At 59.1% G+C, this 25,357-nt stretch carries 19 protein-coding genes, 1 tRNA gene and 1 riboswitch; of the genes, 5 read left to right on the top strand and 15 right to left on the bottom strand.

Features of this window, described 5'->3' with window-relative positions; genetic code table 11:
- Positions 1 to 442: 442 nt before the first annotated feature.
- Positions 443 to 2,914 (top strand): S8 family serine peptidase, encoded by a 2,472-nt coding sequence (locus tag FJE54_RS05000; RefSeq protein WP_139651620.1) that lies wholly within the window; start codon positions 443 to 445, stop codon positions 2,912 to 2,914.
- A gap of 21 nt (positions 2,915 to 2,935) precedes the next feature.
- Here FJE54_RS05000 and FJE54_RS04995 read toward each other — a convergent pair whose 3' ends face one another.
- The 7 genes from FJE54_RS04995 to FJE54_RS04965 form a co-directional block, all read right to left on the bottom strand.
- Positions 2,936 to 3,784 (bottom strand): 4Fe-4S binding protein, encoded by an 849-nt coding sequence (locus FJE54_RS04995; RefSeq protein ID WP_139651619.1) that lies wholly within the window; start codon positions 3,782 to 3,784, stop codon positions 2,936 to 2,938.
- The gene (locus FJE54_RS04990; protein ID WP_139651618.1) at positions 3,781 to 4,455 is read right to left on the bottom strand and encodes a 4Fe-4S dicluster domain-containing protein; all 675 of its coding nucleotides are present in this window, start codon (positions 4,453 to 4,455) and stop codon (positions 3,781 to 3,783) included. Before FJE54_RS04990 ends, FJE54_RS04995 begins: the two co-directional genes overlap by 4 nt.
- Before the next feature lie 79 nt (positions 4,456 to 4,534).
- Positions 4,535 to 5,212, bottom strand: a complete 678-nt coding sequence (locus FJE54_RS04985) for a TorD/DmsD family molecular chaperone (RefSeq protein ID WP_139651617.1) — start codon at positions 5,210 to 5,212, stop codon at positions 4,535 to 4,537.
- Positions 5,213 to 5,270: 58 nt separating this feature from the next.
- Positions 5,271 to 6,149 carry a dimethyl sulfoxide reductase anchor subunit family protein gene (locus tag FJE54_RS04980; RefSeq protein WP_139651616.1) on the bottom strand — a complete coding sequence of 293 codons (879 nt, stop codon included), beginning with the start codon at positions 6,147 to 6,149 and terminating at the stop codon, positions 5,271 to 5,273.
- Between the two features lie 2 nt (positions 6,150 to 6,151).
- A complete protein-coding gene (locus tag FJE54_RS04975) occupies positions 6,152 to 6,724 on the bottom strand; it encodes a 4Fe-4S dicluster domain-containing protein (RefSeq protein WP_139651615.1) in 573 nt (190 codons plus the stop codon).
- Positions 6,724 to 9,624: a molybdopterin-containing oxidoreductase family protein gene (locus FJE54_RS04970; RefSeq protein WP_139651614.1), complete on the bottom strand. Its 2,901-nt coding sequence runs from the start codon at positions 9,622 to 9,624 to the stop codon at positions 6,724 to 6,726. Before FJE54_RS04970 ends, FJE54_RS04975 begins: the two co-directional genes overlap by 1 nt.
- 472 nt (positions 9,625 to 10,096) lie before the next feature.
- Complete coding sequence (locus FJE54_RS04965; RefSeq protein WP_139651613.1) at positions 10,097 to 11,374, bottom strand: radical SAM protein; 1,278 nt, start codon at positions 11,372 to 11,374, stop codon at positions 10,097 to 10,099.
- A 636-nt stretch (positions 11,375 to 12,010) separates the two neighbouring features.
- Here FJE54_RS04965 and FJE54_RS04960 point away from each other — a divergent pair.
- Together FJE54_RS04960 and FJE54_RS04955 are read left to right on the top strand one after the other, a co-directional pair.
- Positions 12,011 to 12,475, top strand: a complete 465-nt coding sequence (locus FJE54_RS04960; RefSeq protein ID WP_255467229.1) for a MarR family winged helix-turn-helix transcriptional regulator — start codon at positions 12,011 to 12,013, stop codon at positions 12,473 to 12,475.
- A gap of 174 nt (positions 12,476 to 12,649) precedes the next feature.
- A riboswitch (glycine riboswitch) is annotated at positions 12,650 to 12,744 on the top strand.
- A 126-nt stretch (positions 12,745 to 12,870) separates the two neighbouring features.
- Entirely contained in the window at positions 12,871 to 14,373 is a 1,503-nt protein-coding gene (locus FJE54_RS04955) for an alanine/glycine:cation symporter family protein (protein WP_139651612.1), read from the top strand.
- 70 nt (positions 14,374 to 14,443) lie between these two features.
- Here FJE54_RS04955 and FJE54_RS04950 read toward each other — a convergent pair whose 3' ends face one another.
- The 6 genes from FJE54_RS04950 to FJE54_RS04930 all read right to left on the bottom strand — a co-directional run bounded on the left by FJE54_RS04950 (position 14,444) and on the right by FJE54_RS04930 (position 19,712).
- Entirely contained in the window at positions 14,444 to 15,640 is a 1,197-nt protein-coding gene (locus tag FJE54_RS04950) for an SHOCT domain-containing protein (RefSeq protein WP_139651611.1), read from the bottom strand.
- 12 nt (positions 15,641 to 15,652) lie between these two features.
- Positions 15,653 to 16,210: a heavy metal-binding domain-containing protein gene (locus tag FJE54_RS04945; RefSeq protein ID WP_180326573.1), complete on the bottom strand. Its 558-nt coding sequence runs from the start codon at positions 16,208 to 16,210 to the stop codon at positions 15,653 to 15,655.
- A gap of 16 nt (positions 16,211 to 16,226) precedes the next feature.
- Entirely contained in the window at positions 16,227 to 16,484 is a 258-nt protein-coding gene (locus tag FJE54_RS15965; protein ID WP_180326572.1) for a hypothetical protein, read from the bottom strand.
- Positions 16,485 to 16,679: 195 nt separating this feature from the next.
- Positions 16,680 to 18,170 carry a hypothetical protein gene (locus FJE54_RS04940; RefSeq protein WP_255467228.1) on the bottom strand — a complete coding sequence of 497 codons (1,491 nt, stop codon included), beginning with the start codon at positions 18,168 to 18,170 and terminating at the stop codon, positions 16,680 to 16,682.
- 130 nt (positions 18,171 to 18,300) lie between these two features.
- A complete protein-coding gene (locus tag FJE54_RS04935) occupies positions 18,301 to 18,900 on the bottom strand; it encodes a hypothetical protein (RefSeq protein WP_139651608.1) in 600 nt (199 codons plus the stop codon).
- 71 nt (positions 18,901 to 18,971) lie between these two features.
- On the bottom strand, positions 18,972 to 19,712 hold the full coding sequence (locus FJE54_RS04930; RefSeq protein WP_139651607.1) for a flagellar protein FliS: 741 nt from the start codon (positions 19,710 to 19,712) through the stop codon (positions 18,972 to 18,974).
- Positions 19,713 to 20,132: 420 nt separating this feature from the next.
- Between FJE54_RS04930 and FJE54_RS04925 the strand changes: the two genes are divergently transcribed.
- Together FJE54_RS04925 and FJE54_RS04920 are read left to right on the top strand one after the other, a co-directional pair.
- Positions 20,133 to 20,209 (top strand) — tRNA-Met (locus tag FJE54_RS04925).
- A gap of 93 nt (positions 20,210 to 20,302) precedes the next feature.
- Positions 20,303 to 21,097 (top strand): amidohydrolase family protein, encoded by a 795-nt coding sequence (locus FJE54_RS04920; RefSeq protein ID WP_139651606.1) that lies wholly within the window; start codon positions 20,303 to 20,305, stop codon positions 21,095 to 21,097.
- Between the two features lie 13 nt (positions 21,098 to 21,110).
- On the opposite strand, the gene FJE54_RS04915 is transcribed toward FJE54_RS04920, so the two are convergent.
- Both FJE54_RS04915 and FJE54_RS04910 read right to left on the bottom strand, forming a co-directional pair.
- On the bottom strand, positions 21,111 to 22,439 hold the full coding sequence (locus tag FJE54_RS04915; RefSeq protein ID WP_139651605.1) for a hemolysin family protein: 1,329 nt from the start codon (positions 22,437 to 22,439) through the stop codon (positions 21,111 to 21,113).
- Between the two features lie 1,224 nt (positions 22,440 to 23,663).
- A complete protein-coding gene (locus FJE54_RS04910) occupies positions 23,664 to 25,268 on the bottom strand; it encodes an FAD-dependent oxidoreductase (RefSeq protein ID WP_180326571.1) in 1,605 nt (534 codons plus the stop codon).
- Between the last annotated feature and the right edge of the window lie 89 nt (positions 25,269 to 25,357).

The raw sequence follows: 25,357 nt of genomic DNA, 5'->3' as shown, positions 1-25,357 counted from the left end.
TAAGGAAGTATAGCGACTCACACATACCCCACTCCGCCTCCACCAAATCCCGATCATTTCTGAATAGAGAATCATACACACGTTGAGCTTCGCGCACCCACGCGACACGCCGCCTCAGTCGCGCGCGCACACGAGGTGGCGGCGATCCATCAAAACCTGCGCTCGAAAGCTGCTGCAATGCAGAGAAAGCGGCGCTGCATACAGGTACGCTGCATTCGGGCATTAGCCTGAGTTTATTGGCTGCGCAAGCCATCTACGCTTTGCGAGGTATGGTTTCAAGACATTTGGACTTAATTGTCCAGTATCTTCCTATGATTTACGAGCATAGGTCATTCATAAGAATGTTAGTATGTCAATAGGATTTATATAAAAAATATAAGTTCTTTCACAAACCAGAGTCCGCTCGTACGCAGCCGAATACGACGTTTGAAAGGAGCAGCATATGGCACGGAACAACTCTGCGAGGCTTCTCGCTTCTCTGTTAACGTTTGCACTGGTGGCCCTCATGCTGCCCCCCGTTGCGTGGAGCGCCGAGGAGCACGGAGAACCTCCGACCGCCTCGGGCACCCCGCCCTTGCGCGATGCAGCCTATTATCAAGAGTACTTCCCCGAAGTCGATCTCGACGCCCATACGGCAAGCACGGCAGTCGATGCATACGTCGATTCGGGCATACGAATGCTCAGCGCCGATACGGTACCGTTCTATGGCGACGGGTACTTCGCCCAAGAGCTTATGGTATGGACGATCCCCGGAATCGCCGACGGCGAAGTGAGGAGCATCATCGCCCCCTTGATCGATTCGGAGCTTCTCGGCATAACGGGCAATCTCGAAGACGGATTGTCGATCACGGTACGGTTATCCTCCGAGACATCCGTTGCCGAAGCGGCGTCCCTACTCGAAAGCGATGCGCGCGTACTTTCAGTGGAAATGAACAGCTATATCACCATCGACGAAGCGGAAACGATTTCGCCAGCCGCATCGTTCGAGCCGGCAAGCAGCACGTACGCGCATTGGGTTGCAGGCGTGCACGCGCCCGAAGCGTGGGAGATACTCGAACCGCGCGCTTCCGTCACGGTTGCCGTAATCGACACCGGTATCGACGTCGAAAACCCGGTGTTTTCTTCCGGCGTAATCGATGGCGCCCACAGCTTCGATACGCTCACGAAGAGCGTGGGCTCGTGTCCTGACGACCACGGTCACGGAACAGCTGTTTCAGCCGTGATTTCCGGGGAATACGCAAGCGGAGGCGAGTTCGTTCACGGCATATCGGACGGCGCGACCATCCTCGGCATCAAAGCCGGCTACAAGGATCCGAAAACCGGCAAAGGCCTCATCCCCACCGCAAACCAGCTCGCCGCATACGACTTCCTTGCCGCAGAGGGAGCAACGCTTGGGGTGCGGGTGGTGAACATGTCGTTCTCGGGCGCGTTTCTTGGGAGCCCTTCGCATGAAAGGATGATCGATCGGCTGACGGCGGAAGGGATGGTGTTCGTTGCAGCAGCAGGCAACAATGCATCCTCCGCAGGGTTCTATCCCGCTGAATACCAAAACGTCATCTCGGTGTCTTCCCTTACGCAAGACGATCAGCTCGCACCGTTCTCCAACTACGGTGCAGGCGTCGAAATCGCGGCACCCGGCGTCGATATACTCGTTCCGTGGAACGGCGAGTTCGGCCACTACCAGGGAACGTCGCTTTCATCGCCCATCGTTGCCGGCGTCGCAGCGCTCATTCTTTCGGAGAACCCCGAGCTTAGCGCGCAGGAGACGCGAGAGCTCTTGCGCCGCTCGACAGCCGATGTCGGCGAGCCGGGATGGGATGTAATCTCGGGCTCGGGAAAAGTCGATGCGTTCTTCGCCGTAAGTGGCTTGACCTCGTTGCGTTTCGACGGCGTGGATCGCTACGATACGGCACGCCTGATCGCGCAATACGGGTTCGGCTCGGTGGATACGGCCATCATCGTGAGCGGCGCCGATCGGCACTTCCCCGACGCGCTTTCCGCCTCGGGACTTGCCGGACTGCTGGACGTCCCGATCATTCCCACCGCACCCGACTATCTTCCTACGGCCACATCGGAAGCCCTCGTATCGCTCGGCATACGAACCGCAATCATCGTCGGCGGAACGCCCTCGGTTTCAAGCGGAGTCGAAGCAGCAATCCGCGCGCTCGGCTGTGTCCAAACGATCGAGCGCCTTGCGGGAGACGATCGTTACCACACGTCCGCCCTCGTATACGAGTATGCCGAATCCCACGGGATGAGCTGGACCAATCCCGAAGGGTACGAACGTGCGGGATACGCTTCGGACCATACGTGGAAAAACCCAGGCGGGAAGAAGACGGCCATCTTGGCAACTGGAGAGAACTTCCCCGATGCGCTCGCCGCGTCGTCGCTTTCCGCCTCTGCGCACCACCCCATTCTGCTTGCAACCCGCACTGCCTTGCCCACCCCCGTCAAGGCGATCCTCGGATCGGGTGCATTCGACGAGCTCATCGTACTCGGCGACGACAACGCGATCTCGCTGCGCGTAGCCCAGGAGGCGGCAACGCTCGTCAAGCCGGCAGCCTTGTCGAGTCAGCCGGCAAAACGGGATTGGTACGTTACCTGCGCGGGCGCAGATCGGTTCGAGACGGCGTTTCTAATAGCGGAGCAAGCGGTGCTCGAGGGCATTTCACTCGATGCGGTGGTTATCGCTTCGGGAACTTCGAGCATCGATGCCTCTACGGTTTCCACGCTCAAAAAGCCGATACTGCTCGTCCATCCTACAAACGAGAACGTCACGCACTATGCGGGTTCGTTTTTGTACAGCCACGCGTCTGGAACCAAAGCGGTATTCGCCGCGGGAAGCATCTGGTCGGTCTCGCAGAAAACGTTTGAAACCTGCATCGCCTACCTCATCGGCGGCATATACGGGTAGCCGCTTGACAGCTGCACGCGCCTAGTCCGGACGTACCGCTATCGATTTCGTCGGACAGTTTTCGACGCAATCGAGACACATCGTGCATGGCTCGAGATCGGAGCGGTCGGCGGATGCTACGTCGATGTTCTCGGCGCATACCGTCGAGCACGTAGTGCAGCCTTCGCGCGAGATGCAGGTTGCGCAGTTCGCCTGCGGCCGAAGGCCCACCTTGAGTTTTGTGCGCGCTTTCGCCATAAGGGTGAAGAAGAACCCGAGCGGGCAGATCGCCGAGCACCACCGCTTGAACAAGAACAACTCGGCTACGAGCATGAGGGGGAAGACGATGAGCTCCCATCCCGGCTCGAGCAGAACGAACATGCGGTTGACCGCCCAGAGCGAGCCGAACACAAGCCCGATCGGGCAGATGAGACAGAACACAGGGAACTTGACGACAAACGAGACAACGAGCAGCACCCCGAGCACGATCGCCTGAGCCGCGATGCCCGAGGTGCCCGTCGAGCATGCGGTGCAGGCGGGCTTTTCGCCCTCAGGCTGCCTGCAGCCCTTCTCGGGCACCGTGCAGCGCTCGCCCGAGCGCCCGATGAGGCCGCGCGGCGTGTGTCCGCCGAAAACGTTTTTGAGCAGCGAAGACGGGCAGAGCCAGGCGCAGAACGCGCGCCCGAGCGCAAACACGATGAGGAGCACGATGAGCACCCCGGGCAACAGCGGCCAGGGAACCGATCCCGATGCTACCGCGATTTGAAGAAACCCGGCAGGACACAGGGCGCAGAGCGTGCCGATAGCGGTGTCGAAATGAAATCCGACGAGGGCCACCGCCAACACGGCGAGCCCGGCAACGATGCGCAGCGTGCGCATGCGTGTCTTCATCGCACATCACCTTCCCTCACGTACCGTCCATCGCGCAGCGTCGCCCCTTCGATGGGACCCTCGATGCGCCCGACAACGCTATCACGCGATACGACAACGATGCCTTTCTCCTCGACCGCGTTGTTGTAAGCGCGCAGCGAAGCTGAAGGACACACCTCCTCGCAACGACCGCAGCCATCGCACAGATCGGCATGGACCACGGGCCGCTCGTGATCGTCGAGCGTGATGGCGCCTTCGACGGGACATTCGTCCTTGCAGACCGTACACCCCGTCCAGTCCCACGCTACGCAGGCATCCTTGATGACCTTCGCAACGCCGATGTTCGCTTCGGTGGGAGTACCCAAGCGAAGCGCTCCTGTCGGGCACACGTCGGTGCAGAGCATGCAGAAATCGCAGTACCCGTGCGTGAAATCGAGCACGGGGGTGCCGTAGGCCACCAGGTTCTCGCCAAGCGGCAACGGCGTGATGATGTCGTAGGGGCACACCTGCAAGCACCGCTGGCACCGATCGCACCGCGCGATCAGATCGGCCTGCGATTCCATGCCGGGCGGCCTCACGTACGCCGCATCGGCTTGCCTGGTCGCAAGGCCGATGCCCCCTAAGCCCACCATCGCAGCGCTCACGCACCCCGCTGCGAGAAACCCCCTGCGCGATATACGCTTTTCGGACATATCCACCATCCACCTATCGTCTTTCCCCTGCACGGCTCATCCCACAAGGCTCAAGCAAATGCACGCGCACCCGCCTTGTTTATCCGAGCACTTCCCCAAGCGCTGCCGCATCGGCTTTCAAGAACTCCTCGGTGAACGTCGCAAGGGAGCAGTAAAAACCGCTTTCGGCCGATTCTCTCGCATCGGCGGCGAACCGCTCTATCCAGGTAAGCAGGTGCTCTTCCAAAAACGCCCTCTGCTCGGTGAACAACCGCTCCGCTTCCTGTTCGTCGCCGCTTGCCAGCGCCGCCGCAGCGCGTTCGCACAGGTTCTGCATGAACGCGAACTCCACGGCCAGATGGTCCTCGGGCTCGGGAAACGCAGGGTTCTTCGCAAGCCGCTGTTCGCGGTAGGCAGAAACCGCTCGAGAGTACGCCTCCTGCATCATGAGTCCCTCGGAGCTCGTGTACACCGATTCGTACGGAAACGCTTTCTGCGCCGTACGCGGACCCATGCCGAAGAACACGCGATTGAACACGACGGCGAGCTCTTCGAGATGCTCTGGGCTCTGGTCGGCAAGATCGCGCTTCATCGCGTCGAGCGCCTCGGTCAGAACCGGATCGTCCGACGAAAAGGTAAAGCGCTCGGCTACCTGCTCGGCAAACGCCGCATCGATTTCGACCTCGTAGCATCGGGACAGAAACCCGTACACGTTGCCGCGGTTTTCGGCAAAGGCGATGAGGTTCTCCGCAAGGGAGGCGGGCATGGTTGCTTCCATGGTTGCTCCTTAACCGGTGGCGGCTCCGCATCCAATCGACACGGAGCCGCCGTATCGCTTACTTATATATGAGTTGTTCGACGCTCGTGCCGACCGCGTACATGATCATACGGATGGCCACGGCACCGACGGCCGTGCAGGCAAACGAGGCGAACAGATACGTGCTCAAGCTCTTCGGGTTGGCGATGCCGGTATCTCCTTCGCCCTTGGTTGCCTTGACGCAGGCGAGCGCCGTGAGCGCCACGGGGGCGACCACGCCGATCACCACAACGCCCAACCAGAACATGAGGGCAAGATCGCCCGAGATGAGCCGCTCGATCGAGCGCGACGGCGCCTGATAGGGAGCGATCGCGATCCAGACAACATACGCGATTACCGTGATAGCCATGATGATCACACCGGCAAGTGCGAGCTTAAGAGCGAAGCCTCCCTCTTCGGCAGCCTTGCCCTTGAGCAGCACGAGCGCGGCCATGAGCGTGAAGCCGAGCGCGAGACCCGCCCCGAGATACATGAGCGGCAGCGCGATCGAATCCCATGCGGGCCGAGCGGCGATCAGGTAACTCGCACCCGCAATCGGCGAGAGCACAAGGCCGATGATGCCGCCGATGACGCCGAGCACCTTCGATGCGCCGGGGTAGTCTTTACGCGAGAGGATCAGATACGCGATCGCCACGATACCCATGATGGCAACGGCGAAGAGCTCTTTCGAAAGCCCCGAGCCGAGGTTGCCGAGCAAATGCAGCGCGCGTTCGGGATGCCCCATGTGGAGCACCGACACGCAACCGCCCACAGCCAGGCACACAAGCGCGATGAGCGCGCCGGTGAACCGGACTTCTTTGAACTTGCCCTTGAGTTCGCCGACCGCCAAGAAGATGAAGACGCCGGAGGTGATACCGAGCAGGACGCTGAAGATCAGCAGAGGCCATTGTACTTCCATGCTTACTCACCGCCCTTCCAGGTGAACTTGTCGAGACCGTAATCGACACCCGGATGGTTGCCGACATCGGTGAGCTTGTGAACTTTCTTGGTAGCGCGCATTTTCGAAGGCGGCGATTCGGGATCGTCCAGATCGCCGAACAGGCGTGCCTGACCGGGGCAGTGCTTCACGCACGCGGGCTGCTCGCCTTTGTCGATGAGGTGCGCGCACATCGTGCACTTCTCGATGACGCCCTTATCGCGGCCCTCGTCGTAGGCACGGACGCCGTAAGGACAGGCCATGACGCAGTACTGGCATCCGATGCACTTGCTGTGATCGACGAGCACCACGCCGTCTTCGCGCTTGTAGCTCGCGCCCGTCGGGCACACGCTCACGCACTCGGGGTTGTCGCAGTGCTGACAGGCCACAGGCAGATAGTACATTTCCAGATCAGGGAACGTGCCCGAGGGACCCACTGTGAGCACCTTGTTGTAGTAGGTGCCGAGCCCTACGCCGTTTTCCTGCTTGCACACGACGGCGCACGAATGGCACCCGATGCAGCTGTCGAGATCGACTGAGATGATATTGCGGGTCATTACTGCGCACCTCCCTTGACCGTTACCTGAGCCACGCCGTCGGCCTGATCGTCGGAGGCGATCGTTTCAGCAGAAAGCGGCAGGAATATCTTGAGGTCCTCTTCGTTCATGCAGATGTTCTGGGGTGCACCCTCTTCGGCCTTGTATATCTTGCACAGGCCGCCGTAGTTGTCGGTGCCGACCGCCGGATCGTAGGGGCCGTTGTTCTCGAACAGCACGTTGCAGTTCGAATCGAACGCGCCGTGCAGATCGTCGGTCGCCTCGCGCTCGGGGAACCACCAGTCGTGCTCGACGTGGATCATTCCCGGCTTGATGGCTTCGGTGAGGTTCGCACGCTGACGGATGCGGTCGACGTAGGTCTCGATCCACACCCAGTCGTCCTGCTCGATGCCGTGCTCGGCGGCGGTGGCGGGGTTGATATCTACCGTCGGGAACAGGTGCACCTCGCGCATCCACGGGCTGTTGCGATACTCGGTGTGGAAGAACGCGTGGGAACGGCCGCCCGTAATGAGCGTGTAGGGGTACTCATCGAGCATGTCGGGACGCGCAAGCGGCGTGATCGGCGGCTCGATGTACATCGGAAGCGGACCGTTGCCGTAGAGCAGCAGATCCTCCGACCACATTTCCATCTTGCCGTTATCCGACTGCGGATGCGCAGGAATCTGCGTGCCGTCGGGCAGCGTCGTGCCGGGGAACCGATAGACCGAGCCCATCTTGTTGCCGCGGAACATCGTGTTGAAGCCAGGTCGGAAATCGCTCGTCTTGCGCATGAAGCCCGTCTCGTACTTCGGAGCGCCCTTGACGTCGCTCATCTGCACGCCGGTCACGCTGATGCGCTCGCGGAACTCTTCGAAGCTTGCGCACGAAAGCTGCGGCGGCAGGGTTTCGGGGCCCTTCACCATGTAATCGAAAAACTCGTACTTGTCCTTCCAGAACATGTCAACGTCCATGTACTTCGCAAACTCGAAGCAGATGTCCATATCGTCCTTCGCCTCGCCGAGCGGCGCATGGAAGGGCTGGCGGATGAGGTAGGTATGGCTCGTCGGATAGCCGTGACCCGAGTGAGCCCACTCGACACGATCCACCTCGTTGGGATGGGCTGCCGGCAAGATGATATCGGCGAGCTCGCCCGACGGCGTCATGTAGATGTCGACGTTCACGAAGAAATCGAGGTTCTTGAACCCTTCGACGATCTCGTGGCCGCCCTCGATGGAGAGGATCGGTTCGCTCGTTTGCTGCCAATAGCCGTAGATCTGGAACGGGTCGCCTTTGGCCATGGCTTTCGTGGTTGCCGCACCGAAGCCGCCCTGCTGGCCATAGATGACCTGGCCGCCGGAGTTCTGCGTGGTTTCCTTCAGTTCTCCCGTTGCGTCGTCCGCCACGAGGATCTGCTGGTAGCCTGTGTTCTGGCAAACCGAGAGCTTCTTGATGTTCTTCGCGGTTTCCAGACGACGTTTGCCCATGCGGCCCTGCTGGTTGGGTACGACGTCGAACATGAACGAGTCGTAGCCGGTAGCAGGCTCGCGGCCGATATTCTGGCCGCCTTTCGTGTCGAAGTTGCCTGCGAGCGCCATCATGATGGTGAACGCCTGCGAGATGCCCGATGTGTTGATGGAGAACTCGACTTTCTGCCCGCGGCAGAAGCATGCAGCAGGGCTCGCGTCGATGTATATCTGGATGGCTTCGCGGATGCGATCTTCGTCAAGCTCGCAGAATTCGGCCGCGCGCTCGATCGTCCACGGCGTCACGTGCTCAACGAGGATGTCCCACGAGGTGCGATACGTTTTACCGTTGATTTCGCGGCTGCCCGTAAGCGCCGGCTTCGCATCGGCCACGATATTGCCTTGAGCATCGAGCCACTGGAACGCCTTCGGCCCGCCAAGCTCCTGCTTGTTCTGCCAGTCGCCCGACCAGAAGATCAGCTGGTCGTGTGCCTCGTCCCATGCGGGATACAGCTCGTCGGAGCCGCCTTCCTCGATCATCGATTGGCGCAGCTGGTAGCCTGTGCCGTCTTCGTCGATGAAGAACGGGGCGTTGGTGTAGTAGCGCGCGAAATCTTCGGCGCACTTATCTGAATGGATGATCTCGTTGACGAAGGCGAGCACGAGCGCCATATCGGAACCCGGCCGGATAGGCAGCCACAGGTCGGCCTTGGACGCCGTGCACGTGAACCGCGGATCGACGCAGATCACTTTCGCACCGCGCTCCTGCGCGCGCTTGACGGTGAGCCAGTCGTAGTAGCCGCGGCTGCGCTCCTGGCGGCACCAGATGAGGATGCAATCGGTATTGTTGCCGTCCCATCCCGTGTACTGTGTCTCATCGCCGTACAAACGCTGGCTCGTGAAGTACGACCCGACCCAGCACAGGTTGCCCACGCCGAATGTAGCCGTAGAGCCGAGTTCGAGCCACAGCTTGTTGATGGCCTGGAACTGCAGCATGTCGCGGCCGGTACCGTATTGGTGGGCGATCGTGTGCCAACCGTGCTCCTCGCCGATCTTCGTGAAACGCTCGGCCGCTTCCTCGTACGCCTCTTCCCACGTGATGCGCTTCCACTGCCCTGAGCCCTTTTCGCCGACGCGCTTCTGCGGGTAGCGCACGCGCAGCGGGTTGTAGATCTCCTGGGGAATGGCGAACGCGCGCGAGCACAGCGTCCCTTCCGAAAACAGATCGGGGTTGCCCTCGATCTTGACCAAGCGCCCGTCCTTCACATGTCCGAACAGCGCGCAGCGGCCGTAGCACTGGCGGCACGCACTCGGAATCTTCTGGACGTCGTCGGCAGAGGTGGTGGCGGCTTCATCTTCAGCGAACGCTGCTTGGGACATTGAGCCCAGCAACAACGTCGAAGCGGAAGCCACCGCCGAGGCTTTCAAGAAGCCGCGGCGACTCATCTTCAATGACATCTCTCCTCCTTTATTGCTCCTGCCTTGCGCAAGCACGTCCACTTCCCTCATGCTTAGTGGACTTATACTTGTCATGCTAATTATATTTAGTGAAACTATTAGTGCAATATGTATTTTTATTCTACTTTAGGGATAATTAGTGAGCCCAAGTGCCACGAGGAGGGAGGGGCGGAGGCGAGTCGGCGGGCCTGCGCGGGACAACAATCGTGCCATATGGCATTGATCTCAACGGTGAACAATATCCTCACAATAGGGGTATACGCCTCTGAACAGGAGTTACACGAAAGCGACGTTCGTTTGCCGAAATGCGGTGGGAGCAGCGGGACAGAAATCAAGCCATATGGCACGATTGTTGTCCCGCACCCAACGACGAGTTTTCGAACTGCTTCTTTGCTGTCCTCACTCGTCCCACCTGGGACCGTTAATGGGCGTTGCCGAACACGTTGACGGTGACGATGCCCGCAACGAAAGGCTAGCGCCTTACGGCCTCGATGCCCACTTCGCGCATGCTCACGTCCTCGGGAGATGCTTCGAGCACATTGAGGCTGATGCCAAGCTCGGCATTTGGCACGCAGCGCACAATTTCGTCCACGCACCCATCGGGAAAGCTCAATACGCCGCCTTCAAGTGATGTGCGCATCTCATCGTCGGCTAGGAGATCGCCGAGCGCGCGCTGCACGGCCCCCACCGAAGGACCGAACGCCTTCGCGCATTTGATGAGGTAGTCCTCTTCGTCGAACCGATATTCGAGGTAGCGGCCTGTCGCATGCTGCAAACGTCCGAGCATCCGGTTTTGCTGGAAAAGCTGGCCCGTGTTCTTATTGTCCGACGAGCAGTAGTGCACGCCGAGATCGAGGTCGCGCTCGCGAGCGAAACGCAGCAGCTCGAGCGCCTCCGCTTCGCTGCCCGCCACGGGAATGCCGCCCGCATACCAGTAGTTGTACAGCACATCGAACGGTTGCCTGCGCAGATCGAACCCGCGCGCGGCGAACGCATCGGCGTTGTTGAGCGGAAAGCAGAACTCTAAAAGATTGATGCCTTTCGCGCCCCAACGAGCAAGCTTTACGAGCAGATCTTTCATCTCGTCGAGGGCGCCGGGGATAACCGGCATTTCCACCATAACGTCTTCGATATGATCGACCGCGATGCGGATGCGCTCCTCGACCATGCGTCGCTCATGCTCGTTATCTTCGAGTTTCACGCTGAATCGTATTTCGCGCAGCCCGCTTCCTTTCAAAGCATCCATCGCAGCGGCATCGAGGTCGTATCCGCTCGTGTAAAGCCTCAAATGGGCATCGGGAAACAGTTCGTGCGCCCGGGCAAAGAACGCCTGGGTCTTCTCGAAATGCAGCATCGGCTCTCCCCCGGTCAGGGCAATGCAATCGAAGCGCGCTCCCGCAGCATGAGCTCCTTCGAGCTCGCCGAGCGCATCCCGATCCGTGCGGCAGTACCGCTCGTAATCCTCCTGATTCGGATTGAAACAGAAATAGCAATTCTTAGGGCACGCAAGAGAGATGAAGAACGTCACCGTCTTCTCGCCCGTCCGGCACGCGATGCATCCGGGAGAAATCCAACCGTTGCCACCGATAAGGCTTTTGCCGCAGTTTTCGCACGCCCAGGTAGGGTCTTCGAACCGTTTGCCGCGCGGCTGCGATTCTTCTCGCTCGAAGGCGAGGCCGAACGACGACACGGTACGTTCGTATTCGGCAGCGACTTCGGTAAACGCAGCCTGGTATGTCTTCAAATCCATATGAGCCCCCAACGGTTTGCGCCTCGCTGACCACGACAGCTTCGCCTGAGACGCCCTAGCAGTTGCGCTCTCGCCTGAACAGCAGCGGCGCGGTTCGGCTGTGCTTTGAATCTGGTACCCCAGACTCAAACTCAGCCATCACGTCCGACTGCGTCCACATCGCCTCGTTAGCATGTAACAGTCATCTGCCCGAGCGCACCTTCGCACCGCGCATACAGCCGCACGTATCCCGTATATGGTAAACCACGTACGCTCAAATCGTTGCGGCAATGCCGCCACTAAGCCGCATGAGACCGAATCTTTCTCATGCCGTTCACAACCCTGCGCGCACCGAGTTTGCACGATCGTGCATCTGTGAGTTCTCGGGCATCCGCCCAATGGAAAACCGCTTTCGCACGATCGCGCACCAGCGAGCTTTCGGGCATCCGATCCCAATGGAAAGCCGCCTGCGCAGCTTCACCTTGCGGGTGCCGCCCGCATGGATTTTTGGCCGATATAGGCGGTCACCGCTTGACGGCGCAAGTTCGATTATGGTTACTTGATGGGGTACGTATTCCCCGACAATCGTTTTGCCTCAGAAACCCTTGCCGAGCGGATAACCTCGTTGCCGTCAAGCGGCTCGCGTGAAAAAAGGTCATGATGGTTGGCAAGCACAATCAGTTTATCGGGTACAAGGTTTACGATGCTCAGCGTCTGACGCATCGTACGCTCGAAGTGGCCCTGAAGCAGTACGATCTCACGCCTGGACAGTGGAACCTCCTCAACCAGCTCGACCGCGCTGGCGCCCTCTCGCAACGAGCGCTTGCCGAGCGAACGCGTAAGGAACAGGCAACCATTACCCGGTACCTCGATACGCTCGAGCGCAAGGGCTTCATCGTGCGCACCCGCGATGCGAACGATCGGCGCGCGCACGTGATCACCCTGACCGACCAAGCACGGGATCTCCTCAAGCACGTTGAGCCCGTTGCCGAAGAAGCAGCTGAGCAGCTTGTCGACGGCATCGAGCAAGCGGATATCGATACGTTTCTCAGCGTACTCGACCGCCTCAAGCAAAACGCCGAAACGTTCATCGAGGAGAAAACGTCTTCGCGCTCGGCTTGAGCGAACCGAAGCGGCACCTGCCAGCAGTCGCGCTTGTTTTCTGCTTGCACTCGCCTGTGATCCCCCCCGAACGATGACCTGTTCACAACCCGTTCGGTACCTGCTACAATGCGTCTACACAACTTCATAGCGTCACCCCGTTGATGCGTCCTGAATCCATGCGAGACAGGGCGAGAAGGGGCCTCTGGAGAATTCCGGGTTCGACCCGGGTGCCGAAGGGGCAAGGCGGAAACGCCGAAACTCTCAGGCAAAAGGACAGAGCATGAGCTTAAGCTTGACGCGTGCGTTCGCTTCCTGCGCATCGCACGCCTGCGCTTTCCCTTCCAATCGCCTTCTCACATCTGCGGGTTTCGCAGAAGCGGTGCCTGGTTCGGCATACGAAGGAAGGAAAACCGGTGGAAGGCTTTTTCGACACAATCAATTCGGCACTCGTTGTCATCGACGATTGGATATGGGGCATCCCGCTCATGGTGCTCATCCTGTTCGGCGGCATCCTCTTAACCGTACGTCTTAAAGGCGTGCAGTTCCGTCAACTCCCCCGCGCCCTGCGCTACATGGTAAAGAACGAAACAGGCGGGGAAGGCGAAGTTTCCAGCTTCGGCGCGTTGTGCACCGCACTTTCAGCCACCATCGGAACGGGTAACATCGTGGGCGTAGCGACTGCCATCGTCGCAGGCGGCCCCGGCGCCATGTTCTGGATGTGGCTGGCAGCGCTGTTCGGCATGGCGACCAAATTCTCCGAGGGGCTGCTCGCCGTCAAGTACCGCAGCGTCGACAAGAAGACCGGACACGTACTCGGCGGTCCGTTTTACTATATCGAACGTGGCATGGGCAAGAACTGGCGCTGGCTCGCGAAGATCTTCGCGTTTTTCGGCATGTGCGTGGGTCTGTTCGGCATCGGAACGTTTACGCAGGTGAACTCGATCTCAACGGCTATCACCGGCTTTTTCGATCCCGAGAAGGCAGCAACCGTGAGCATTCTCGGGATGGACTACTCCATCGCCACCGTGATCGGCTCGCTCGTGCTCGCCGTGCTCGTAGGGCTCGTCGTGATCGGCGGGCTCAAACGCATCGCGAAGGTTTCCGAGCGCGTTATCCCCGCAATGGTAGTTGTCTACGTGGGCTTTTCGCTCGTGCTCATCTTCACGAACCTCGATAAGCTGCCCGGTGCGTTCATGACGATCATCGAAAGCGCGTTCGGACTTCAAGCGGTTGCAGGCGGCATGCTCGGTGCGATCATCGTCGCCATGCAGAAGGGCATCGCGCGCGGCATCTTCTCAAACGAAGCGGGCTTAGGCTCGGCCCCCATCGCCGCGGCGGCTGCGCAGACCAAGGAGCCCGTGCGCCAGGGCCTCGTCTCGATGACCGGCACGTTTCTCGATACCATCGTCGTCTGTTCGATGACTGGCCTTGCGCTCGTGATGACGGGAGCCTATCAGGTGCCTGGCCTCGAGGGAGCGGCCGTCACGACGGCAGCGTTCCAAGCGGGGTTGCCGTTCGTTCCGCCCGAGGTGGTATCGTTCGTGCTTATGGCGTGCCTCGTGCTGTTCGGCTTCACAACGATCCTCGGTTGGGATTACTACGGCGAGCGCTGCTTGGAGTATTTCAGCAACGGCAACATGAACTCGGTCAAGGTGTATCGCTGGCTCTACATCGCCGCCGTGTTCATCGGCCCCTACATGACCGTAGCCGCCGTATGGACCATCGCCGATATCTTCAACGGCCTCATGGCCATCCCGAACATGATCGCCCTTATCGCCCTCTCGGGCGTGGTGGCGAAGGAGACGAAGGATTACTTCGCGCGCCTCAAAGCCGCCGGCGACGAAGAGCACATGGAGCCGCACCTGCCCGGTGACAACTGGGATATCCCACCCATCGATCCGATCACGGAGCGCTAGGGGCATCGAGCGTGAAGGCCGGAGCGACTATGCGACGCATGGGTGCTCCGGCTTGTGCGCCGCCAGCACGCTACCCGTCGAGCACCTTTGCCTTCGCTGCATCGAACTCTTCTTGCGATATCACACCTTGATCGAGCAGGTTCTTCAGCTTGGCGAGCCGCTCGTAGGGATCTTCCCCCGATGCAGCGTCGGTCGGCGACGGTTGCACTGCCGAATACCCCGGCGCTTGGTTCGGCTGCTGCATCGCCCCGGCCGCACCGCCGGCCGCTTGCATGCCCATGCCCATGAAGCCCATGCCCAAAGCCCCGCCGTCCGGGTTCTCGCCCGCGGCCCGCAGCCCGTCGGCGAACGACGCCTGCAAATTGGCGTTGCCTCGCGCCCCCATGAGCGCATCGGCCTGCTGTACCTTTGCGAGCAGTGCCTTGGTGCCCTCGTCGTAATCGATCGCCATGACGGTTGCCTTGACGATCTGCAATCCCCTGTCGTATCGCCAGTGATAGGCCTGTTCGACCGCCTGCGAGAGCGATTGGGCGAATCCGACGGAATCACTCTGGATGGCGGTGATCCTGTGCTGCTTGCCGCTTGCGTTCACGTAAGCGCTGAAAGCTCCCGCGAGCGATCCGACCACCTCGGAGAACAGCTGGTTCGCAGCGGCGTTGTTGAAATCGGTGAAGTAGAAGGGGAAGGCACCGGGCGCGTAGTACTGAACCGGCACGAAGCCCTTCAAAAACAGGATGGGATCGACGATCCTCAACGTATACGTTCCGTGAGCCCTCGCGCCGACCTGCGTGTTGAGGTACGCGTCGTCGAAGTAGATTTCGCTCTGAGTGCCGAATTTGTTGTTGGGAATCTCTTTGAGGTTCACGAAGAGGGCCACCTGCGCCGCAGCAGGCGGACCGCCGTATTTGAACCGCTCCCATGACTGCTTGACGATCGCGTCCACAAAACCCGAATCGGCGAAATACGAGCGTGCGTTGATGTTGTCGGACGTCCACTGATACCCTCCGGGGTCGGACACGAACCCGGTTACCGCACCGTTCTCCATCGTGATGAGCGCGAATCCCTCGGGGACGAGGATGAGGGATCCGTTGGTGATGACGTAGTCGCTTCCGCTGGTGTTCGAGGAGCGCTGGGCATCCGCACCGCTTCTGACGGCCGAACATACTCCCACGGTTCCCGATAGCCCCGCAGGCACCGTATAGAAATCCCTCCATTGATCGGCAAACGCTCCGCCGAGCGCTCCGCTGAAAGCCTTGAAGAAGCCCATGATGCCCCCTGTCTAGTTCCCTGGCGAGTCTTTTTCGATGACCACGGCGTTCCCGTTCGCGGTAACCCCGAATACGTAGGGAAGGTAAACCGTTTGCCCGGCCGTGCCCACCGTTTCGGGCTCGAGCGTCAAGTAATCGAAATCGACGCCGATCACCGCGTTGCACCCCAGCTCGTATGCAGCTTCTTTGAGCTCCGCGAGCGCGTTTCTGCGAATATGCACGATCGAGCTCATCAGCGCGCTGCTCACATCGGTGCCCTGGCTGAACAACCCGATTTTTCCGCGATCAACCTGCACGGCATCGTCGCCCGAGATGTAGCCCGAGTACTTTTTGATCGTATAGCCGTCGAACCCGAAGCCGGACGTGATCAGTATCGATGCCATCGCCTTCTGCTTTTCGGCCTGCTGCTCGAGATGCCGGTGAAAACCGTTCACGATCGGCCCGACATCGGAATCCCGGATGGTCTTTCTGGTAAAGCTCGGCTTTATCTCAAAGCCCGCATCGGCGATAAACGCCTCGATTTGGTTGACGTCGAACCCGTACATTGCCGCAAAATCGTCGAGATACATGGATGCCTGCCTTCGTCTACAAATACCAGCGCGCCTCTGCATTGCTTGGGTCGATGTCGAGTACGAGGTTGGCGTACCGGCTCGCCTGAGCTGGGTTCTCTCTGCACTTCTGGAGCAGCCGCGCAATGTCATCGTGCAACGCGATGTGGGAGGTGCGCGGCGGTGCATCCGACTGCTGAATCGCGTATCTGGTTCGGCAATAACAGCACATCCTGTAGCCGTTGACCTCGATGATTTCGGTGCTCCCGCACTTCTCGCATACCAACATTTTCATGCGCGCCGTTCCCCTGATTGCTGCAAGCCGGCATGATGCCGCCGGTCTGCGTTTCCGGATGAAGACACTTTAGCATAGGGAAGATGTGAATGCTTCGGGGTGTTGCAATGAGAAAGCGGGGGCAGTCGGATTCGCTTGCGAGCTCGGCTAGGCTCAACTGAAGAGCAACGCTTTGCGCTATTCTGGATGGCAGTTTCAAGACACAGCAGACACAATCCAGATCATGGAGCCGTAGGTAAACCCGGCATCGCCTGCGGCAACCACGGCATTCAACAGCTTTTTCATGCCGTAATCGGTGAAGGTGCCATGCCACACGAGCTGGGTACCTCCGTCCCCCGCTGCAAGAACGACCGGCTGATCGAACGACACCTCGAGGCCGAGCGGCGTGAAGCGAGCGTTTTGCACGAACGTCGTCGCACCGTCTTCCGTTGTAAGCGCCCACACCCCGCCTGACATATCCATATCCGCCCGCTTAAGTCGCGCGCCGGTAAGAGCCACAACGCGGTCGGAGTGATTCGCGGCCATGACGGGGATGGTGGCCGCGTTCGGGCCGCCCTCGCCCAGCGTCATCGACACCGATGACGGAATGGTGATACTGATTTGGGCGGCTTGTTCTTCGGATGAGGCTGACTCGGAATCAAGATCAGGTTCGGGAACCGCTTGTTCCGCTGGCGCCGCAGGGTCGGGTTCGTTAACCGCCTCCCCTGCCGACGTCGCCGGATTAGGTTCTGCGTCGTCAACCGACGGAACTTCATTCGGTTCGCTCGCCGTATCTTCTGCAGGATCGCTCGCCTGTTCGCCCAACGGTTTGTTCGCTGGATCGTTCGCAGGCTCGTCCTGAGACCCGCCTGTCGATTCGCCTTCGAGCCCGTCCGCAGGTTCGTTCTCGAATTCTCCTGCCGATTCACCCGCCTGCTCGCCCTCGGATTCTTCCGTGGAAGCCTCGGGATCCTCCGGCTGATCAACCAGCGGCGGCTGCGGTGCATCGGGGTTGACGAGCACGCGCCCATCGGCCTCCCATGCGTACGAGAGCACGTTCTTGTTTGCACCACGGTAGATCGTGACCAGCGGTTCCTCGCTTGGTTCGGCGAACCCAAAGCATTCCTCGAGAATTGCGTCGTCGGCAAACGCGAGTTCGTCCGGCAGTTCGACAAGGTTCGGGCACTCGTAAAACGTGCGCGTAAGGTCTTTGGTCGTTGCTGGCACGTTTGCGATTTCGCTCAGGTTCGAACAGCCTTCGAACCAGTGAGCCAGACTTTCGGCTTCAACCTTATCGGCGAATATCACGCGCTCGATATCTTCGGCCACGCCCGCCGCGAGCCAAGGAACGTCCCCGGCGTTGTCGAACGAACGCACCGCCCCCGCCCCATCGACCACAAACGTGCCGTCAACCCACAGTTCAGCCACGACCGTCGAAGGTTCGTCTGCGCCGATGAACCAGGCCTTCTCGTATTCGGGAACCGATGGCTCCGCAGGGGGATCGGCAGGATTGGGAGTGGCGGGGTCGGTCGGGGTCGTCCCAACGACGACGTTGTCCACATCGTCAGCAGGAGCCGTCGGCGCAGCGAAGGGCCCGCCAAATTCTGCAGGCTCAGGCGCCTTTTCAGAAACCGTTTCTGACGAAGTAAGATCTTCGCCAGAAACGGTTTCCGAAGCCGCAAACGAATAGGAAGCAGGCCGCAGCATACCGAATACCAGCGACAAGCAAAGGGCCAAGGCCGCACCCCCAAAGAGCGCGGCCTTGCGAAATCGTACTATGCCAGATGATGGCTTCGTCATGAATGAAGCTCGAGCCTTTCAAGCGTAGTTGACGCGATTAGAAACCGACCGTCCACTTGATCCCGAATGCTTTCGTGGCCGCAGTCGAATACTTGTTCAAGAACGTCCCATCGATCTCACCTTTTTCAACCGTCATGTCAACACTCAGGTTTCCAGGAGTACTCGCATCGGTAGCACCTGCGATCGCCCAATCGAGATCGGTAGCTGCTGTCGATTTAACAACTGCCTTCACATCGCCGGTATTCGTTTTGTCGGTCACCGTCAGACGTATCTGGTTCTTCTCGGTAATTGCGGTATCGTCCTCTTTGATGGTTAATCCGTTGCCATCCACAACGTCGGTGATTTGAACCGACTTGAGCGCAATACCGTAACCGACAGTCGTATTGTCGAGAGTAAAGGTGGGGGCAGTAAACCCGCTGGAATTCAGCGTCAACGGGATGGTCGTAGGAACCGTAGCGGATATCTGAATATCGGATTTTACCGTAACCTCGCTTGTGCCAACCCCGCCAGTAGTCGCAGTATTGCCCTCCGTCAGAGCCGCAAACGCCGGCGTCGCGCAAAGCCCTGTCAGCAATGCTGCGGCGCACACTCCTACCAAACCTTTTTTGATGCACGTGAAACGTCCTGTTTTCTCCATTGTCTTTCCCTTTCCTGATGTGCCCTTACGTTGTCTGACATGCTCTGCTTATCCTCCTATTGAAGGTTATCCTAGCCTTCAACGTTCAAAACTATATTGGCGGCCGCTTGGCCAGTTTGCTTGTGGGTCTCGCGATCGTAGCCGGTGAACGTGGCTACTGCGGCGTATTCGCCAGGATCGAGGTCGCGTAGCAGCGTAATAGTCTGGATGTGCTGATCGGGCGCAAGGGCGCCTGATTCGTAGACCGTCTCGCCGCTATCGGCAAGCGTTATGATTACTTTCTGATCGACGGGGTTCGCAGCAATGTTCTCGATACGCGCCTCGCCCTCGGAAGCGCCGTCGGGAAACGTGATGACGGCGGCGATGGAGATGTTCATCATGCCCTTCGCCACCTCTTCGTTCAAGGCGGCTTTGATCTCCTCTTTCGACTTGCCTTCGAATTGGCCCTGCGCTGCGTTCGAATCGTACCAGTCATTCGCAGACGGTTGTTGCGTCAATACCACGCCGGCCGTTACGGCAATCGCTACAACGGCTACGGCAACGAGACCAGCGAACACATGCTTGGACATGCCGAGAATCTTGCCGGTTTTCTTCGTGGCTTCGGCAACACCGTTTGTTGCAGTGGAATGTGAATCAGAAGCTCCGGTAACGGAGGCCTGTTCGGCAGGTGCCGGATCAGGAGAAGCATCAAAACCCTGCGCCCGCGCAACGCCATCGGCGATGTTCTCGCCACTTGGCTGGTGCGGGAGGTTATTCGGTTCGATGCTGTCTACTGGAAGGCTCTGCGTGCTCTGACCGTCTTGCTCGCTCATACGTAATGACTCCTTATATCAAGCTCCTCGCAAACTGGGGAGCTCATTTGACTAAAATACGCCAGGGGGTATATACAAGTCAAGAAGTAATATTTAAATAGAAGTTGAAGATAGAACAGCCCCGCCGTACTTCCTTGCAACGAAAATGCCCTCGGCAAGAACGCATCCGAAAACGGTTTTGCACCTCCCACATGGCAGCTTGTCGCAAAGACAACTCGCGAAGACGTGGCTCCGCCTGGGAGACCGCGAGGTGCTTTGCTGCGTTCATACTGCGGATATGGCGTGCGCAGCGCCGTATCATTTCGTGTATTTTATGGAGAAGAAAACAGTTGTTGCCAAGAGGGGGTTCGCGGAGTAATATATCTTCTTGCCGCTTTTCCTGTTCTTGATATATCGAATGGATGCAAGTTGGCACCATAGTGCGGGGTGGAGCAGTCTGGTAGCTCGCCGGGCTCATAACCCGGAGGTCATCGGTTCAAATCCGGTCCCCGCGACCAAAACTCCAAGTCGGAGGCCGAAGCGGCTTCCGACTTCTTGTTTGTCGTGGTGCGTTGTAAGTATAGGTACGTACAACCGAATCAGAGGTACCAATGACCGTCATCGACATCCATGCGCACATCTACCCCGAAAAGATCGCTGCAAAGGCAGTCGATGCGATCGGGGCCTTCTACGATACAACCATGTACGGACAGGGCACGGCCGATCATCTGCTTTCCGTGATGGAGCACTCCCCCATCACGAACTTCGTCGTCCATTCGGTCGCCACCAACGCACGCTCAGTCGAGAGCATCAATGATTTCATCGCGCGCGAATGCGAAGCCCATTCTGAATTCATAGGCTTTATGGCCATGCACCAAGACTATGCCGACCCCGAGAAAGAGGTCGAGCGAGCCATTGCCCTCGGTCTCAAAGGCATGAAAATCCACCCCGATACGCAGGAAATAAACCTCGACGACCCGCGGCTCATGAACGTGTACGAAATCATCGAGGGACGCCTGCCCATCATCATCCACATGGGCGATTACCGTCACGATTTCTCTCATCCGAGACGACTCAAAAACGTTCTGCGCACGTTTCCCGACCTCGTTGTCAACGGTGCTCACTTCGGCGGCTGGTCGATGCCCGAAGTGGCCTTTGACCTCCTCGGCGAGGAGCGCTGCTTCATCGATATGTCGAGTTCGATGTTCTGGCTCGGCGCGCGCCGCACGAAAGAGCTGTGCCGCCTGTATGGCACCGATCGCGTGCTGTTCGGATCGGACTTTCCCATGTGGGATCCCGTTTTGGAATACAACACATTCGCAAGCATAGACTTCTCTGATGACGAACTCGAAAACATGCTCTGGCACAACGCCGAGCGATTCTTGGGCGAAAAGATCGGGTGCTAGATTCGGCGGTGGGCTATTCCGAGACCGTGCCGTCTTCTTCAGGCACCTGCTCGACCACCATGTCGATCTTGTCGATACGGCGCACGTCCATCTTCTTCACAGTGAACTCGACCTTCGTTGTGCCGTCAACGGTTGACACCTTATCCCCCACCTCGGGAATCTGACCGAACAGATCGAACAGAAGGCCGCCAGCCGTTTCGCAATCGGTGGCCTCTTCTGGCTCGAAGCCCATGAGCCCCGACAACTCGTCGATCGGCAGCGATCCATCGACGAGATAGTGGCCCTCGGAGATTTTCTTCACTTCGTCGGTGTCGTCATGCAGGTACTCGTCATCGATCTTGCCGACGATTTGGCCCATGATGTCGCTCATGGTCACGATGCCCGACGTACCGCCGTGCTCGTCAACCACCACGGCGATCTTCGTGCGCTTTTCCTGCAACGTTTGCAAAAGCTTCGCAATCGGAATGCTTTCGGGTACCGCGTGGATCGTACGTATCTTGAGATCGTCCATCGTAGAACCCGCGGGCAGGCTGTACAGGTCTTTGATGTGCACGAACCCGACAATGTCGTCTTTGTTGCCGCGGATGACCGGATAGCGCGTGTACTTGTACTGCTGCATCGTGCGAATGTTCTCTTCGAAAGTGTCTTCGAGATCGATGCAGACGAGCTCTGTGCGCGGAGTCATGATGGCTTCGGCATCCTTGTCGCCTATATCGAAAATGTTGTCGACATAGGTGTTCTGATCGGCATCGATGAGGCCGCTTTCCGTGCTCTCGTCGATGAGCAGCTTGATCTCCTCGCCGGTATACACTTCATGTTCATTAGCGATATCGTGCCCGGCAAGCTTCATGACGCCGTTCGTGATCGAGTTGAACAGCCACATAATCGGGTACGTGATGCGATAGAACCACACGAGGGGCGCCGCGGTTAAGAGCGCGTATTTCATGGTGCTGAAGATAGCGAGCGATTTGGGGATGAGCTCGCCCACTACGATGTGGAGTGCTGTAATGATGATGAAGCCGATTGCAACCGCGATAGCCGAAATGGCGGCATCGGGCAAGCCGATTGCTGCAAGCAGCGGATGGATGAGTTCAGAAACGGCTGGCTCACCCAACCAGCCGAGGGCAAGCGATGCGAGCGTAATGCCGAGCTGGCAGGCGGAAAGATAGGCGTTGACGTTATCGGCAACGAGCTTCGTGTACTTCGCGCCGCGCTTTCCCTCCTCGATGGCAATGTCGACCTGGGATTTCCTCACGCGTACAAGCGCGAATTCCGAGACAACGAAGAATGCATTCATCAAAAGAAAGAACAGGACAAGAAAAAGGCTTAGCGCAACGGGCATTAAAGCGGGTCTCCTTACGTCGGTTGTCAAGACTGCCGTGGGCGGTTCCTCAACACCGTCCCTATGCAATAGCAGCGTTTTTGATTGTCCTTATCCTTTCTATCAGGTTGTCGGCCTCTTTGCAGCCATATCGCGCAATATCCAGAAGAGTTACAGCGATTCGCTGCAGTCGGGCAGAGCGTATCGCAGCGAGCCACATTTGGTCACATCTTTTTTGATCTCTCGAACCTCTCTATGTTCTCGAATTCCTCGATTCAGGCACAAAATTGGAGGTTTGACAAAACAGTACTATCTTATGTACATCTCATCAAATGCTATTAAAATCTGAACAGGCATTATGGAGGCTGGTGATCTGATAATTAAATGTATGTAGTTTCACAATTGTCAAACCTCGCAATTTGTGCCGCAAGGTCGAATTTCCGCTGTTAGACCGCCATTGACATATGCCCGCTCGGAGCACTTATGCGCCAGATGGCCACCGGGCGCTGTGTCGGGCCGTGCCTATATCGGTTCAGAAGCGGTGGAATCCCTCGCAGAGGCGGAGTCCCTCGATGCGGCGGAGCCCCGAAGCCCAAAAACCGCCGTCGTGAAGGGCTTCGTAACGCATTACCGATGTTAGCAAACTCCTCGATAGCGATAACCCCTGCTCATCGGCTCGTCGGTCTCTCGGTGCATGCGACATCCTATCGCTTGCTAGTCCCGTCGGCACCCTAAAAGCTCGCCGAACGCTTCGCGACGGCGATTATTGGGCTTCGGAGCGGCTTTCCCCCGCAAGTCAGTCGTCGGCGCATGCCCGCGCCCCTCGCGTCCGCCCGCCGATGCGGCCCCCGACTCGCCGGTTCACGGGTCGCGCTTCCAGCGGGATGCCCCCGACAGGCCCCCCCGGCCCGTGGCCCTCGCGGGCCCCTTCACCCGATGCCCTTCCGGCAGCCGCGCCGTAGGGCGGAGCCTGCTTCCCGCGTCCTGGAAGGGCGCTGTGTCGATCCTGATTTAACGGCGGACTTGAATTTCGGGAACACGGCGCGCTACCACTGCACCACAGACGCCTGTACCGCGACCAACCAACATCTCTACCGATCAGGCAAGGCCAATCCCGCAATACGGATGCCACATCATGCGATGTGGCATCCGTAGAAAAGACCGCTGTTCTGGCGCAGACGCAGTTGACGCAGACGCAGTTGACGAGAGCGTAGCTGGCGCAGGCGCAGTTGGCGTGAGCGCAGGTTACTTCTCGGCGCCCGCTGCGCTCTGGGCATACGCAACCGAAACCTCGCCCGAGAGCTTCCCGAGCACCGAATAGCCGCTCATGACGCACCAGTAGTCGCCGTTCATGATGCCGCCTGCGGCGCCGGGAATCGCATAGAGGCCCGCGATCGGCTGCGCATCGGTGCCAAGAACGTGTGTTTCGGTATCGATCTTAAGACCGCCGAACGTAGCCATGATGCCTCCCACGACCGGGATCGCGTAGAACGGCGGCGTGGCAAGCGCGGTGGCTGGCGTTACGCCGAGGTGCGGCACTTCGAGAGCACCCGCAGTTCCCGCATTAGCCGCATCGTTGTACTCCGCAACTGTCGAAAGCAAGTTGGCCGCGTTGAAGCTCACCCCGTCGGCCGTTTCGGCAACGATCTTGGCCCCGAGATCTTCGAGCGTATCGGCTTGCACGACCGTCATGCCTTTCTCGATCATGTGGTCGATGCGGTCACCGCCGATAACCGCGGCGTTGCAGAACGGCGTCTGGCGAATAATCTCGCGTACGCCCTCGTCGAGGATAAGATAAGCGCGCGCCATGTGCTGCTGCATGACCTCCTGGTTCACAAGCGACGAGCCGAGGCCTTCGTTGACGAAGCGCTTGCCATCGGTGTTCACGTAGATGCCCATGCCCTGGATCGAGTGCTCGGTGGTGCCGTAATATAGAACATGCACGTCATCGACGTTTTCAACCGCTTCGTAGCCTTCGGGCGTATCGACGCCGTTCAGGTAGTTCATCGGCCACGGTTGCGGATGACCGTAGAACGATCCGAAACTGCGGGAAAGCTGCGCGCCCACTTCGACGCCCATCTTGATGCCCGATCCGTCGAGGTATGGAACGCACTGCGCCTGACCCAGATCAGCGTGGCGGCCGATGTACTTCGTGCACATCTCCTTATCGCACTGCCACCCGCCCGTTGCAAGGATGACGGCCTTCGCCGCGATGGCGAAGGGGCCGTCGGCGTCTTCGGCGATAAGCCCGGTGACCGCCCCCGTATCGTCGGTGGTAAGCTTGACCGCTCGCGTGCCAAGCAGCGTCGTGCCGCCCTTGTCGGCGAACACCTGGCCGAATTGCTGGAGGTACTCGTCGGTATAGCTTTTCGATCCCTCTTCAGCGGGACGTTTACCACCCATCCACACGTACGGACTGCCCGGTGCGAGCTCTTCGGTCGCAAGGCCGAGCCCATCGATCCATTCGAGATACGGGGCCCACAGATCGCACACAAGCTTGCCGAGTTCCGGATCGGACAGAGGTGCCTTCGCGTACGCCGCCTCCCAATCCGCCCCAAACCGCGGTCCGAACGCGCCCGCCGCAAAGCGGCTCGTGCCGCCGACGCGCTTCGACGCTTCAACGAGAATGACGTTTGCGCCCTGCTCGGCAGCGCTCACCGCTGCAGCCAATCCGCCGATGCCAGCACCGGCAATCACGACATCGCATTCGTGCTTGGTCTCGAACGCCCCCGCAGATTTCGCATCGGGCTGCGAGCTGCACCCCGCAAGCGCACCCATGCTCGTAAACGCCGCCGCCCCCGCCACTGCGAGTCCGGCTCCCTTGAAGAAATCCCTTCGTGTCTGCTCCATGATATTCTCCCTCCGTGATTCCCGCTTAGTTTGCCAAACGGGTTCAATCCTTTTTGTTTTGCCGCCGCGCGATTCCGCGCACCAGCGCT

It is taken from the genome of Raoultibacter phocaeensis (assembly GCF_901411515.1).
In the GTDB taxonomy this organism is placed as follows: domain Bacteria; phylum Actinomycetota; class Coriobacteriia; order Coriobacteriales; family Eggerthellaceae; genus Raoultibacter; species Raoultibacter phocaeensis.
Note: the sequence above shows the minus strand (reverse complement) of the source record. Positions and strands in the feature narration are given on the sequence as shown.

Excerpts from the sequence above, each read along its gene's own strand:
- FJE54_RS05000 (WP_139651620.1), top strand. The coding sequence starts at position 443 with ATGGCACGGAACAACTCTGCGAGGCTTCTCGCTTCTCTGTTAACGTTT.
- FJE54_RS04995 (WP_139651619.1), bottom strand. The coding sequence starts at position 3,784 with ATGAAGACACGCATGCGCACGCTGCGCATCGTTGCCGGGCTCGCCGTG.
- FJE54_RS04990 (WP_139651618.1), bottom strand. The coding sequence starts at position 4,455 with ATGTCCGAAAAGCGTATATCGCGCAGGGGGTTTCTCGCAGCGGGGTGC.
- FJE54_RS04985 (WP_139651617.1), bottom strand. The coding sequence starts at position 5,212 with ATGGAAGCAACCATGCCCGCCTCCCTTGCGGAGAACCTCATCGCCTTT.
- FJE54_RS04980 (WP_139651616.1), bottom strand. The coding sequence starts at position 6,149 with ATGGAAGTACAATGGCCTCTGCTGATCTTCAGCGTCCTGCTCGGTATC.
- FJE54_RS04975 (WP_139651615.1), bottom strand. The coding sequence starts at position 6,724 with ATGACCCGCAATATCATCTCAGTCGATCTCGACAGCTGCATCGGGTGC.
- FJE54_RS04970 (WP_139651614.1), bottom strand. The coding sequence starts at position 9,624 with ATGTCATTGAAGATGAGTCGCCGCGGCTTCTTGAAAGCCTCGGCGGTG.
- FJE54_RS04965 (WP_139651613.1), bottom strand. The coding sequence starts at position 11,374 with ATGGATTTGAAGACATACCAGGCTGCGTTTACCGAAGTCGCTGCCGAA.
- FJE54_RS04960 (WP_255467229.1), top strand. The coding sequence starts at position 12,011 with ATGATGGTTGGCAAGCACAATCAGTTTATCGGGTACAAGGTTTACGAT.
- FJE54_RS04950 (WP_139651611.1), bottom strand. The coding sequence starts at position 15,640 with ATGGGCTTCTTCAAGGCTTTCAGCGGAGCGCTCGGCGGAGCGTTTGCC.
- FJE54_RS04945 (WP_180326573.1), bottom strand. The coding sequence starts at position 16,210 with ATGTATCTCGACGATTTTGCGGCAATGTACGGGTTCGACGTCAACCAA.
- FJE54_RS15965 (WP_180326572.1), bottom strand. The coding sequence starts at position 16,484 with ATGAAAATGTTGGTATGCGAGAAGTGCGGGAGCACCGAAATCATCGAG.
- FJE54_RS04940 (WP_255467228.1), bottom strand. The coding sequence starts at position 18,170 with ATGCTGCGGCCTGCTTCCTATTCGTTTGCGGCTTCGGAAACCGTTTCT.
- FJE54_RS04935 (WP_139651608.1), bottom strand. The coding sequence starts at position 18,900 with ATGGAGAAAACAGGACGTTTCACGTGCATCAAAAAAGGTTTGGTAGGA.
- FJE54_RS04930 (WP_139651607.1), bottom strand. The coding sequence starts at position 19,712 with ATGAGCGAGCAAGACGGTCAGAGCACGCAGAGCCTTCCAGTAGACAGC.
- FJE54_RS04920 (WP_139651606.1), top strand. The coding sequence starts at position 20,303 with ATGACCGTCATCGACATCCATGCGCACATCTACCCCGAAAAGATCGCT.
- FJE54_RS04915 (WP_139651605.1), bottom strand. The coding sequence starts at position 22,439 with ATGCCCGTTGCGCTAAGCCTTTTTCTTGTCCTGTTCTTTCTTTTGATG.
- FJE54_RS04910 (WP_180326571.1), bottom strand. The coding sequence starts at position 25,268 with ATGGAGCAGACACGAAGGGATTTCTTCAAGGGAGCCGGACTCGCAGTG.